Origin of the sequence: Panacagrimonas sp., from assembly GCF_965216805.1 — a bacterium.
Classification (GTDB): Bacteria; Pseudomonadota; Gammaproteobacteria; order Nevskiales; family Nevskiaceae; genus Panacagrimonas.
This window is the reverse complement of the sequence record NZ_CBDCGN010000003.1, coordinates 142,321-155,762: the sequence shown is the minus strand read 5'-3', so window position 1 is coordinate 155,762 and position 13,442 is coordinate 142,321. Positions and strand designations below refer to the sequence as shown.

Sequence of the window (13,442 nt, the reverse complement as noted above, 5' to 3'; positions counted from 1 at the left end):
CATGTTCGTCTCGCGCTACCGCAAGTTCGATCCCGGCCCGATGCGTCCGCTGCCGAGCCGGGGGGGCGTGGAAGTGGACTCCGCCAGCGGTGGCGAAGGCGCGCGGTTGAGTGAGCGGGACTACGCGCTGGCGCAGCTGTTCGACGGCGAGCGCGATCTGGACGGCGTGCGCCAGGCCGCGGCTGCGCAGCTGGGGATGAGCCTTACGCCGGCGTCGCTGGAGGGTTTTGCCCACGATCTGGCGCTGGCCGGGCTGCTGCGTGCCGGCAGCCGCGAGCCGCTGCCGGTGCCGGTGCAGAGCGACGACGAATCGCGCTGGCTGGGCTGGGAGACCGGGCAGCCCGGACGGCCGGCCTATGCCGGCATGGCGCATCCGCCATCGATGCTGCCGGCTTCGCGGCACGGCCCCGGCTTGACCGGCGGACTGACCGGCCTGGTCACCGGCCGCCGCGGGCAGGCCAATCAGGTGATGCACGAGCTGTCGCCAGCGCCGTACGTGGCGCTTGGGCAGTGGCTGCTGTGGCCGCTGATGCATCGCGTGCTGCTGTGGCTGTTTCTGGCGCTGGTGGCGGGCACGGTGTTCGTGGCCGTCGAACATCATCTGGACTGGCGCGAGCACCTGCGCCAGGGCTACGGCGGCTTTCGCATCCTGATCGGCACGGTGCTGGGGGCGTATCTGATCAACCTGTTTTCCACGGTTGCACGCGCCGCGGCCATCGCCCGATACACGCCGGAGCACCCGCGAGTGGGTCTGGTGTTCGGCTTCGGCGCCTTGAGGATCCCGCGCCTGTTCGTGGACACCGCCGGCGCCGCCGAGCGCGGCGACCGTGCCACCCGTCTGCGCGTGGTCGGCGCCGGGCTGGTGGGGATCGGCGCATTGTTCTGCCTGGCGGTGCTGGTGTGGTTCGTCAGCGATCAGACCCAGCACATCGTGGCGCGCTACGCGGTGGTGGTGGCGCTGATGTCGCTGGCGATCGGATTGTTCCGGCTCAACCCGCTGGCTCAGTACGACGGTTACTTTCTGTTGTGCAACGCGCTGCGCAATCTGGACCTGCGCAACCAGGCGATCACCACCTTGTTCGGCGTGACGCGGCCGTGGCTGTCGCAGGCACGGCCGCTGTCGCGACCTGTGCTGATCGCCTACGCGCTGGCGGTGCTGGCGTTCGTGGTGGTGCTGGCGATCCTGCTGGTGGTGTTCGTTGGCGACTGGGTGGTGGAGCGTTTCAACGGTACCGGCTTTCTTTTTGCGTTGGCAGTTTCGGGGGCATACATGCAGAAGCAGTACATCCGTTCGAGCACGGCGCGCAGCAGCCTGGGTTGGCCATCGAAGCGATGGCGGCCGTCGCGGCCCCTGCTCATCGGCGTGGGCATCGTCGCGCTGCTGTGCCTGATTCCATATCCGTACGCGCCCAGTGGCGACTTCCAGGTGCTGCCGCGCGATCGCGCCGACGTCGCCGCGCTGACCGCCGGTGACGTGCGCGAGGTGCTGGCGCAGGAAGGCGATGTGGTGCAGGCCGGCCAGGCCATCGTCAAGCTCGACGATGCCGCGCAGCGCGCCAAGGTGGCGGCTTCGGAAGCCGAACTGGCACGCATGCAGTCCGAGCTGTCGCTGCTCAAGAAAGGCGCGCGCAACGAGGAGATCGAGGTTGCACGCCAGCGGGTGGCCACGGCGCGCGCGGCATCGGCCATCGCCGACTCGCAAGCGCGGCGCATCGCGCAGGCCTACAAGGGCAAGTCGGTGACGCCGCAGGAATACGACCGCGCCCAGGGTGCTGCCGAGGTCGCGCGCCAGCAGTTGCTGGAGGCCGAGCGCGGACTGGAACTGGTGAGCAGCCCGGCGCCGGACGAGCGCATCGTGTCGCTGCAGTCGGAAGTGCAGCGGGTGGAGGCGGATCTCGCGTATCAGCGGCAGGAGCTGGAGTACACCACCATCGAGGCGCCCATCTCCGGGCGCATCGTGTCGGCGCGACTGCAGTTCGCGCGCGGCGTGTTTCTGAATCGCGGCGAGCTGCTGGCCACCATCGAGGACACCGGCGAAGTGCTGGCGGAAATCCGCATGCCGGAGTCGTCGATCGGCGAGATCGAGGTCGACGCGCCGGCCACCGCCAAGCCCTGGGCTTATCCGGGCACCAGCTTCGAGGGCCGGGTGACGCGTATCGCGCCGGCCGCCGAGGAAGACCGCTACGGCAAGATCGTGCGCGTACAGGTGAGCCTGGCGGACCCCGAAGGGCGTCTGAAGTCCGGCATGACCGGCAATGCCAAGGTCGATGCCGGCTGGCAGCTTGCCGGCATCGTGTTCACCAAGGCCATCGCGCGCTTCCTGCTGGTGGAGGTCTGGTCCTGGATCCCGTAAGCAGCTCGCGGCCCTTGCAGGAGGCGGACTTTCGCCTGACCTGCCTGTCGGGGTTCGGCGACGGCTGGAACCACTATGCCCACAGCATGGCCTGGTTCGGCGGACGCATCTACGTCGGGACCTCGCGCGCCAGCATGGCGGCGATGCGCATGGCGGTGCCCGCGCCCAACCTCAAGCCCTGGCCGATCGACGCGCCCGACGATCTCTACGCCATCGACCGCTGTGCCGAGGTGTGGGAGTACACGCCGGAAACCGAAAGCTGGCTGCGCGTGTACAAGTCGCCCACGGTCAAGGGCAAGGTGCAGGGCCGTGCGACCGACGTGCCCAGCTACATCGGCCTGCGCGGCATGGCGGTGGTGCAGGCCGCCGGCGACGCCGCGCCCTGTCTGTATATCTCGTCGTGGTCGCCGCATACCGCCCACACGCCCGACATCATCCGCAGCCAGGACGGCCGCCATTTCGCCCCGGTCAAGCGACCGCCGTGGGGTCCGGCGGTACGCGCCTGTCGAACCTTGCAGCCGTTCGACGGGCGCGTGCACACCACGCCGACCGCGTCGGGCACGGCCAAGGGCTACGAGCAGGACATCGGGTCCGAGGCGGTGATCTACGCGGTGGCCGACTTCGAGCACGGCCAATGGCAGGCGACGAACCCGGAAGGCTTCGGCAACAAGCGCAACGTCACCGTGTTCGAAATGGAAACCTACGACGGTCACCTGTATGCCGGCACGGTCAATCCCTTCCAGGGCGGCGAACTGTGGAAGACCCGCGGCGGCACGCCGCCCTACACCTGGACCCGCGTGCTGCACCAGGGCGCGTTCCGCGGCGTCGAGAACGAGGTCGCCGGCACCTTGTGCGAATTCAAGGGCGCGCTCTACGTCGGCTACGGCGTGCTCAACGGCGGCTTTCACCGCGCCTTCAACATCGGCCCGGCGGCAGCGGAGATTCTGCGCGTATGGCCCGACGACTCCTGGGACCTGATCGTGGGCGATTCGCGGCTGACGCCGGACGGACTCAAGTACCCGCTGTCGGGCCTGTCGGCGGGCTTCGACAGCCTGTTCAACGGTTACGTCTGGCGCATGTGCGTGCACCAGGGGCACCTCTATGCCGGCACCCTCAACTGGGCCAATCTGCTGCCCTATCTGCCGATGCACGTGTGGCCGGAAGACGTGCTGGCCATGGTGCGGCGCTGGGGCGAGGACCGCATGGTCAGCGAGCTGGGCGGCTGCGAGCTGTGGCGCACCGAGGACGGCGTGCACTGGGAACCGGTGACGCGCTCCGGTTTCGGCAACAAGTTCAACTGGGGCCTGCGCAATTTCGCCTCCACCCCGCACGGTTTGTTCGTGGGCACCGCCAACCCGTTTGGTCCGCGCGTCGCCACGCGTCGCGGCGGCGACTGGCATTACGTGCCCAATCCGCGCGGCGGCTGCGAGGTGTGGCTGGGACAGAGCGGGTCGGGCCGGTGACATGAGCGCTGCGCCCCTGTTCGTCCTGGCCGCACCCTACAGCGGCACCACCTGGCTGGTGGCAAGACTGGGCATGCATCCCGAGTTGTGCGCGCTGCCCGAGCTGAACCTGTTCATGGCCGACCGCGTGGGCGAACTGCTGGAGATCGCGGCGCTGGATCGCGGCCCGCAGCTCGACGGCCTGCTGCGCGCCGTCGCCGAACTGGAATTCCGCGAGCAGAGCGACCGCAGCATCGAGGCCGCCCGGATCTGGCTGCAGGACCGTGCCGACCAGACCACCGCCGAGTTGTTCGATGCGCTGGTTGCGCTGGCCACACCTCGGCGGCTGGTCATTCCGGACGCCGGCTCGCCGATGCGGCCGATGGACCTGCGGCGTCTGATCCGCGCCTGCCCGCAGGCCGCGCTACTGCACCTGGTGCGCCATCCCTGGACGCAAGGCTGTCTGCTGGCCGCCGCTTGTGAAGAAAGACTGTTTGTGCCACCTGATTACAAGGATTACGCACAGCGACCGCCGCAGCTCGATCCGCAGATTCCCTGGCTGCGCGCCAACCGCAACATCGATGCGTTGCTCCGGGCTCCCGCAACGCATTGGCGCCGCCTGCGCTTCGAGGACTTCGATGCCGATGCCAACGCGCATCTGCTCGACCTGTGCACCTGGCTGGAACTGGATGCCGGCGGTGAGTCGATGGCAGCGATGGCCCAGCCGCAGTGCTGGTGCTTTGCCGGCTTCGGGCCGCGCAGCGCCCCTTACGGTCTGGAAACCGAGGCCCTGGAGCCGCCGCCGGATGCGGTCCGGGCGCTGGCTGACGCACCGCGCCTGGACCAGCCCTTGCCCTGGCGCGGTGACGGGCTCGGCTTTGCAGACGAGACCCGCCGGCTCGCCGCTGAACTGGGCTATCCGACCTGAGCGGGCGGGCCTGACCCGCCGCACGCACCAGGAAAGCGCCATCCCCGTCCTTTTTGAGACTGCCGTCACGGTTGCGGCGACCTGTGGAGCAAAAGTGAGAAGTTCGTGAGGACTTCGCGTCGCGCCGGGGACTAGCCTGCAGTTCGGGTCCGCTGTTCGCAGAGCGGCCGGTGAATCCTGGTCGGCGCCGTCACCGCCACGGCGTTCGCAGGCGCGCGGCCCCGGCGGGGCTCACTACAACCGACATCGGGGAGGACAAGTGGACCAGGCGCCAGGGCACCTCCGGCAACCGCAATGGACCCTCGCGGTTCTGGCGCTGCTGATCGTGGTGCTCGCCGCCGGGGTGTGGCGCCTGCACAGCGATGCTGGGGTCGACGCGCTGGCGCCGTCGGACCCGGCGGCGACTGCACTGGCCGACCGGGTGCAGGCCCGGTTCGGCGTGGCTGAATCCATTGCCATCATCTACGACGGCCTGCTGCCGGGCGACGCCCTGCGCGCGGAGGTGCTGGCCGAGATCCAGGCGGTGTCGGCGCTGCTGCAGACGCTGCCGGGGCTGGCTCCCGAACAGGTCATGAGCCTGTCCACCCGCACCTGGACCTCGTTCCAGGACGGTACCCCGCGCTTCCATCCGCTGCTGCCGGCGGCCATCGATGCCGACCGCGCCGCCGCCGTGCAGCGCGGTCTGGCGGCCGCACCGTCCTATCGCGGGCTGCTGCTGTCGGCCGACGCCCGTAGCGCGACAATCTTCGTGGAGGTGGCGGCCGCGGCCGATGCCGGGCGCCTGTTGCGGCAGATCGAGCGGGTTCTGCGGGATCGGCCGCCGCCGACCGGCGTCACCGTGCGTATCGGGGGGCAAGGGGCGCTCAGCGGCGAACTGAGCCGGCGGATCGATCACGACATCCGCATCCTGCTGCCGGCTGCAATGCTGCTCAGCCTGGCGTTCGTCGCGGTGTTGCTGCGCAACTGGACCGTGGCGGTGCTGGGCGCCGCGACCCTGGGCGCCGCTGTTCTGGGGACGCTGGGCCTGATGGGTTGGAGCGGTCAGCCCGCCACCGTGGTCACGCCGGCGCTGCTGGTGGTGATTGCCTGCGCCGCCATTGCCGGCACCCTTCACCTGCTGGTGCGCGCCGGGCGCTTGCAGGCGGAGGGGCTGCCGCCCCCTGCGGCGATCGACACCGCGTTGAGCGAGTCGATTCGCCCGCTGAGCCTGACCAGCCTGGCCACGGCCGGTGGTTTCCTGGCGCTGGCCAGCATCAGCACGACGCCGGCCGTGCGGGTGTTGAGCGGGTTTGCCGCCGCCGGTATCGGGTGGGTCTGGTTGCTGACGGTGCTGGGACTGCCCTGGGCTTATGCGGCGCTGGCCCGCGCCTGGCCTGCGGCCACCGCCGCACGCGAACCCGGCTCGGAAGAGCTGATGCGCGAGTTCGGTCAAGCTGCAGGTCGGCTGCCGCGCAGCCTGCTGCTGCTGGCGGCAACCGGCCTCGTGCTGGGGCTGTGGGGCAGCAGCCAGCTGTTCGAAGCCCGGGTCGGCGATATCGCCCCCGCGCCCTTGCTGCACGCCGCGGCAACCGACGAGCGCTTGTCCCGGGCGCCCCACTGCATCGATATCTATCTGCAGACTTCAACCGGAAACCTGCTCGAGCCGCAGCGTCTGGCGGCGGTGACGGAGGTGCAGGCCTGGATGAGCGGTGCTGGCGGGTTCGTCGGCAGCCGGTCATATGCCGATCCGCTGCGCGAAGCCCGTCTGGCCAGGGACCCGCATGCCGCGCCGCTGCCGGCCACGGCGGACGAGGCGGAGCGCTGGCAGAGCCTGTTGGAGGCGTCGAATCCGATGGGCACGCAGGCGGCGCTGTTGAGCCGCGATCGCAGAGTCGCCGTGATTCGCGGCGTCCTGCGCACCGACGATCCGATGCAGGTGCCGGCCCAGGTCGCATTTCTGCAGCAGGCCCTGCAGCGGCGACTGCCCGGTAGCGGCGTGCTTGCCGAAGTGGCGGGCCAGCCGCGCGCGGCCACCCCGACCACCGGGTTGGCGCCGGACTCCGCCTATCTGGATGCGGCCTTCGCAGCCGCCGCGGTGCTGGTGTTGGCCGCGTCGAGCGCGGCGCTGAGTCTGCGTTCGATCCGCCTGGGACTGCTGCTGCTGGTGCCGATGATCGGTGTGCTGCTGTGCGCCGGCGGCATCGTCGGTGCCGCGCACCTGCGGCTGGACCCGCTGATCCCGGTGGTCGCCGTGCTCGCCGCCGGCCTGGCGGCGGACAGTGCCTCGCACCTTCTGCACGCCATCGACGCGGCGCGACGGCAGGGTCGCGCCGGGGTGGCGCTGGCAGAGGCGGCGTTCGATCGCGTGGGGGTGCCGCTGACCTTCAACGCTCTGGTTCTGACCGGCGGCCTGCAAGTGGTGGCGTTCAGCAGCAATGCCGCGGTGGTTCATTTCGCGCTGCTCGCCGCTGCTGCGGTGCTGTGCGCGTATCTGGCGGCCTGCCTGATCCTGATGCCGTGGATGGTCCTGCTACGCCCGGCCGACCTGGCGTCCGGCCGGGGGGTGCCGATCAACCGGCCCCAGGAGCCTGGGCGGTAGAAACGCGCGTGGCTGCGGTCGCGCCCCTTCGGCCAGATTTCCCGCTGCGCCTCGTCAAATAGGCTCCTCGCCCGCACGGTTCCTACCGCCCAGGCTCCTAGTGCGCCTGGAAGAATTTCACCACTTCGGCCGAGGTGTCGAACTCGTCGGTGCTCTTGCCGAGCAGGCGCGGCAGCACGGTCTTGCCGCCGGCCCACTGGTGGCCGACGCCCTCCAGGCCACACCACACCACGTCGCGTCCGCCACCGCAGCTTTTGAGCTTGCGGCAATCCACCACGCCGCGGCGCTGCACCACTTCCTCGCTGCTGCTGCACTGGTTGCGCTTGGCCAGCGAGGCGACGATCTCCTTCATCGACGGACGGTAGGTTTCGTCGAACACGCCGCCATCCCACAGGATGCGGTTGTCGGCCTTGCCTTGCACCATCATCACCGGCAGGCCGCTCCTCGCCGGGCAGTCCTTGACCATGATGCCGCCGGACACCGGCGCAATGGCGTTGAAGATGTCCGGTGCCTCGCAGGCCACCCGATGCAGCAGCATGGCGCCGTTGGAAAAGCCGGTGCCGTAGACCTTGCCTGCCTGCACGGCGTACTTGGCCTTCACATCGGCGATCAGGTTGCGCATGAACTCGACATCGTTGACGTTCTTTTCCATCGGCCCGCCGCAGCAGGTGCCGGCGTTCCAGCCGCGGCCGATACCGTCGGGATAGGCCACCAGCATGCCGGCGCGCTCGGCATCGTCGTCCAGCTTCGAGGCTTCCTGCATGGATTTGCCGGTGCCCAGGCCGCCGTGCAGCGCCACCATCAGCGGTGCCGGCCGGTTGGCGTTGTAGCTGCTGGGAATGTAGAGCCGGTAACTGCGCTTGAGCAGTCCGGAGCGCAACTCGAACTCCTCGGTCTTGCCGCCTGCCGCCTGCGCCTGACCGGCGGGAGACAGGCAGGCCGACACCATGGCCAGCACGGCGAGCGCCGGAATCATCAGGGACCAACAGGAGCGGAAGGTGGGGGCGTTCATGGCGTCGGACGGGAGTGGGTTCAAAGTCGGAAGGTAAGCCGTGCGCAGGGTGATGGCGAGCGGATGGCGATTGTCGCGGCGCTGTTCGAACCTGCGGTGAATGAGATGGGAAAGCGGTCGGCGTACGGAGTTCCGCGCTAGTTCAACAGGCCAGGCAGCGATAGCGGCAGGCCGGGCAGCGACAACAGCGAGCCACCACCCGCCGCCTGACAGCGGTCGAACGTGGCGGCGGCGTCCAGGCCGGATTCGATGGCCCCGCGCAGCACCGCGCGCGGGCAGTAGGTCACCGCCGGCGTGAGATCGCCGCGGTCGATGTCGCTGCTGCCTCCGGATTTCTGGATGGACTTGGCATAGGTCGGATGGTCCAGCAGCTCGCGGATCATGGCCGCGCCGATCTTCTCCGGGCCCCAGGGCAGCCAGCCGTATTGCGCCGGATCCAGGAACGCCGGTCGGGCCGCGTCGGTACCAATGGCGACGGTGTACTGCTGGCGATCGTCCAGCACCAGTTGGCGGTCGGCCAGGCAGTCGTAGACCTTGCCGCTGGCCGCGCCGTACTGGCACACCGAGTAGTAGCGCACCTCGGGCACGGTGACGTCCTGGCTCTGCGTGGTGTAGCTGGGCAGGCGCCCGCGGATCAGCAGGTAGTCGCCATAGCTGCGATCGGTCTTCACGTACATGAAGGCGTTATGCGGGTTGTAGCCGACGCCCAGGCGCAGTGCGTTGAGCGCAGTGCCCTGGAAACGCACGAAGGCCGGCGCGTTGCGCGACGGGATCAGCGGCTGGATCAGCGAGATCGGCAAGGGCGAGCCGTCGCGGTACACGCTCTGTTCGATCGCAGCGCAGGCGGCGGTATCGGGCGTGTCGGCCAGCGCGATGTCCGGTTTGCCCGGGCGTTCCAGCACCAGATGTGGCAGCTCGAAGCCACCCTCGTTGCCGCCCACCGGCAGGTAGGTGCGATAGACCAGCGCGGTGCGTTTGCGTGCCGGCGGGTCGAACAGCGGCGAGCGCGGCCGGTACAGGGTGTTGTCCTCGCGCTGCGCCGGTATCGGCGTGTTGATGCGAACCGTGGCGGTGTAGCGGCCGCCCGGCTCCACGCCCATGTCCTGCACCGTGCGGTCCAGAAACAGATTGGCGCTGCCGGCGTCGGGAACCAGTTCGTTGTCGCTGAGCGCGTCGAGCAGAAACAGATTGCCGTCGTGCACATGCAGCGCCGAGTAGCGGGCTTGCGGAAATCGGCCCTGCACCCGCAGCCGCGTGCCGGCGGGCACACGGTCGCTGACCGCGGCGATCCAGTAGCGCGCATTGAGCTCGGGGAAGGCGGTGTTGCCCAGGCCCGGCGTGGCGGGATCGAACGCCAGGATCCAGTCGCAGCCCACCGTGAGTGGATTGCCGGTCGGCAACTGCGCCTGCGCGATCGCCGTCGTACTCGCCCAGATCAGCACTGCGCCGAGCACAGCGGATGCGATGCCAAATCGGATTTTCATCATGTGCCTCGCCCGAAGGTCTGCTGTCGCGCCTGTGCGGGCAAGAGCTTACCAGCCGGGTGTGACGCGTCGATGCGCAGGGGTCCGCGGCTCAGGTCTTGGCCGGCTCCAGCTCGATCAGCAGCTCGCGCGCATCCACCGGCGTGCCGGACTTGAGGTGCACGCGAGCAATGCGGGCGTCGCGTGGTGCCGCGATCACGGTTTCCATCTTCATCGCTTCGAGCACCACCAGCGGCTCGCCTTTTTCCACCGTGGCGCCCTCGGCGACGGCGACGCGAACCACCATGCCCGGCATCGGCGCGCCGATGTGATCGGGATTGCCCTCGTCGGCCTTGGGGCGGGCGACCAGTGCCGCGTTGCTGCCGGCCATGGGCACGCGAATCTGGCGCGACTGGCCATTGAGTTCGAAGAACAGCTTGGCCACCCCTTCTTCTTCGATATCGGTTCGACCTTGCAGGCGGATCACCAGGGTCTTGCCCTGGTCGATGTCGACGCTGATTTCTTCCTGTTCGCGCAGGCCGTAAAAGAAAGTCGGTGTCGGCAACTCGGAGACATCGCCGTAGAGCTTGCGGCCCTCGGCAAAATCCTTGAACACCTTGGGATACATCAGGTATGAGGCCAGATCGCGATCGTCGAGCTTGTAGCCCACCGCCTTCTCGCCCTCGGTGCGTGCCGCCTCCAGGTCCACCGCGGGCAGGTGATCGCCGATGCGGCCGACCACCGGCGTCTTGCCCTTGAGCACCTTGGCCTGCAGTGCCGACGGCCAGCCATCGGCCGGATAGCCGAGCTCGCCGCGGAACAGCTGCACCACCGATTCGGGAAAGTCGATGGCCTTGTCGGGGTCTGCCACTTCCGCGGGGGTGAGGCCCTGGCTGACCATGAACAGGGCCATGTCGCCGACCACCTTGGACGAGGGCGTGACCTTGACGATGTCGCCAAACAGCCGGTTCACATCCGCATAGGCTTTCGATACCTCCGCCCAGCGCGACTCCAGGCCCAGCGAGCGCGCCTGTTCGCGCAGGTTGGTGTATTGCCCGCCGGGCATCTCGTGGTTGTAGACGTCGCCGGTACCGGAGCGGATGTCGGCTTCGAACGGTGCGTAGTACCGGCGCACGCCCTCCCAGTAATCCGATAGCTGCCTGAGTGCAGAGAGGTCCACGAGCGGATCGCGTTCGCTGCCGGCGAGGGCCGCGGCGATGGAGCCGAGGTTGGGCTGACTGGTCAGGCCCGACATCGCATCGAGCGCACCGTCCACCGCATCGCAGCCGGCCTCGACCGCGGCAAGCACGCTCGCCGCGGCGATGCCGCTGGTGTCGTGGGTGTGGAAGTGCAGCGGAATGCCGATCTCGTTCTTCAGCGCCTTCACCAGTTCACGCGCCGCGCGCGGTTTGCACACGCCGGCCATGTCCTTGATGCCGAGGATGTGGGCGCCGGCCTTCTCAAGCTGTTTCGCCATGTCGACGTAATACTTGAGGTTGTACTTGGGTCGGCTCGCATCGAACAGGTCGCCGGTGTAGCAGATGGTGCCCTCGCAGACGCCGCCGGCCTCGATCACCGCGTCCATCGCCACCCGCATGTTCTCCACCCAGTTCAGCGAGTCGAACACGCGGAAGATGTCGACGCCGGCCTGTGCCGCCTGCTTCACGAAGAACTTCACCACGTTGTCGGCGTAGTTGGTGTAACCCACCGCGTTGGCCGAGCGCAGCAGCATCTGGAACGGGATGTTGGGAATCTTTTCGCGCAGGGCCACCAGGCGCTCGAAGGAGTCTTCCTTGAGAAAGCGCAGCGCCACGTCGAAGGTGGCGCCGCCCCAGCATTCCAGCGAAAACAGGTTCGGCGCCATGCGCGCGTAGTACGGCGCGATCGCCAGCATGTCGGTGCTGCGCATGCGGGTGGCAAACAGCGACTGATGAGCATCGCGCATGGTGGTATCGGTGATGTGCACCGATTTTTCCCGCAGCAGCCAGTCGGCAAAGCCCTTGGGTCCGAGCTTCTGCAGCACGTCGCGCGTACCGGCAGGAACCGGCGTGCTGATCTTGACCGGCGGCAGCACGGGCGCCGCGAACGGCCCCTCCGGCATCTTGCGGCCTTTCATTTCCGGGTTGCCGTTGACGATGACCTCGCCGATGAACTTGAGCAGCTTGGTCGCCCGGTCCTTGCGCGGCACGAACTCGAACAGCTCCGGCGTGGTGTCGATGAAACGGGTGGTGCATTCGCCACTGCGGAACAGCGGGTGGCGCACCACGTTGTCCACGAACATCAGGTTGGTGGCCAGGCCGCGGATGCGGAACTCGGTGAGTGCGCGGTGCATACGCGCGATGGCCTCGTCCGAGGTCTGCGCCCAGGCGGTGACCTTGACCAGCAGGGAATCGTAGTAGGGCGTGATCACCGCACCGGAATACGAGGTGCCGCCGTCGAGGCGGATGCCGGGTCCGGCCGGGCTGCGATAGGCGATCAGGCGGCCGTAGTCCGGCGTAAAGCCGTTCTCCGGGTCCTCGGTGGTGACGCGGCATTGCAGCGCGTGGCCGTCCAGGCGCACCGCGTCCTGCGTCGGCAGCTTGGAGGCAGGGTCGCCGATGCGCGCGCCCTCGGTGACGCGGATCTGACATTTGACGATGTCCACGCCGGTGACTTCTTCGGTCACCGTGTGTTCCACCTGGATGCGCGGATTGACCTCGATGAAATAGAACTTGCCGCTGTCCGCATCCATCAGGAATTCGACGGTACCGGCGTGGCTGTAATTGACGCTCTTGCACAGCCTCACCGCCGCTTCGCACAGCTCGGTGCGCTGCGCATCGGTGAGATAGGGTGCCGGCGCGCGCTCCACCACTTTCTGGTTGCGCCGCTGCACCGAGCAGTCGCGCTCGAACAGATGAATGATGTTGCCGTGGGTGTCGCCCAGAATCTGCACTTCGACGTGGCGCGCGCGCTTGACCAGCTTTTCCAGATAGCCCTCGTCATTGCCGAAAGCCGCCTTGGCTTCGCGTCGCGCCGACTCCAGCGCCATCGGCAGGTCGGCTTCGGATTCGATGGCGCGCATGCCGCGACCACCGCCACCCCAACTCGCCTTGAGCATCACCGGGTAGCCGATCTGCTCGGCAATCTTCGATACCTCCTCGACGCTCTGCGGCAGCGCCGCCGAAGCCGGCAGTGTCGGTACCTGCGCGGCGTCGGCTGCTGCGCGCGCCGCCACCTTGTCGCCCAGGGTGCGCAGCACGGTCGGCGACGGCCCGACGAAGCGGATGCCCGCAGCGGCGCAGGCATCGGCAAAGTCGGGGTTCTCGGACAGGAAGCCGTAACCGGGATGGATGGCGTCGACACCGGATTCCACCGCGATGCGGATGATGTCGGCGATGTCCAGATACGCTGCGATCGGTTTCTGTCCCTTGCCGACCAGATAGCTTTCGTCGGCCTTGAAGCGGTGCAGGGCGAATCGATCCTCGTGCGCGTAGATCGCCACCGTGCGAATGCCCATCTCGGCGGCGGCGCGCATGACGCGGATGGAGATTTCGCCGCGGTTGGCGACCAGTAATTTCTTGATCTGCATGCCTGGGTGTTCCTGGAAGCGTTCTCGAAAAGGGTGGACCGACGACAGCGCTGCCTCGCCCTGCCAGACCGTCGGCGCAAATGCTATGCCATGCACGC

General features: G+C 68.3%; 7 protein-coding genes. 4 read left to right on the top strand and 3 right to left on the bottom strand.

Annotated features, from left to right (window positions below):
* Position 1: 1 nt before the first annotated feature.
* From ACOOHP_RS13995 to ACOOHP_RS13980, 4 genes are all read left to right on the top strand, one after another.
* Positions 2 to 2,353: an HlyD family secretion protein gene (locus ACOOHP_RS13995; protein WP_420467101.1), complete on the top strand. Its 2,352-nt coding sequence runs from the start codon at positions 2 to 4 to the stop codon at positions 2,351 to 2,353.
* 14 nt (positions 2,354 to 2,367) lie between these two features.
* Positions 2,368 to 3,816, top strand: coding sequence for a hypothetical protein (locus ACOOHP_RS13990; RefSeq protein ID WP_420467100.1), 1,449 nt, complete (start codon positions 2,368 to 2,370; stop codon positions 3,814 to 3,816).
* Position 3,817: 1 nt separating this feature from the next.
* Positions 3,818 to 4,723, top strand: a complete 906-nt coding sequence (locus ACOOHP_RS13985; RefSeq protein WP_420467099.1) for a sulfotransferase — start codon at positions 3,818 to 3,820, stop codon at positions 4,721 to 4,723.
* 259 nt (positions 4,724 to 4,982) lie between these two features.
* The gene (locus ACOOHP_RS13980; RefSeq protein ID WP_420467098.1) at positions 4,983 to 7,301 is read left to right on the top strand and encodes an efflux RND transporter permease subunit; all 2,319 of its coding nucleotides are present in this window, start codon (positions 4,983 to 4,985) and stop codon (positions 7,299 to 7,301) included.
* Positions 7,302 to 7,398: 97 nt separating this feature from the next.
* Here ACOOHP_RS13980 and ACOOHP_RS13975 read toward each other — a convergent pair whose 3' ends face one another.
* From ACOOHP_RS13975 to ACOOHP_RS13965, 3 genes are all read right to left on the bottom strand, one after another.
* Positions 7,399 to 8,313, bottom strand: a complete 915-nt coding sequence (locus ACOOHP_RS13975; RefSeq protein ID WP_420467097.1) for an alpha/beta hydrolase family esterase — start codon at positions 8,311 to 8,313, stop codon at positions 7,399 to 7,401.
* A 137-nt stretch (positions 8,314 to 8,450) separates the two neighbouring features.
* On the bottom strand, positions 8,451 to 9,797 hold the full coding sequence (locus ACOOHP_RS13970) for a hypothetical protein (protein ID WP_420467096.1): 1,347 nt from the start codon (positions 9,795 to 9,797) through the stop codon (positions 8,451 to 8,453).
* 91 nt (positions 9,798 to 9,888) lie between these two features.
* Positions 9,889 to 13,344 (bottom strand): pyruvate carboxylase, encoded by a 3,456-nt coding sequence (locus tag ACOOHP_RS13965; RefSeq protein ID WP_420467095.1) that lies wholly within the window; start codon positions 13,342 to 13,344, stop codon positions 9,889 to 9,891.
* Positions 13,345 to 13,442 lie beyond the last annotated feature (98 nt).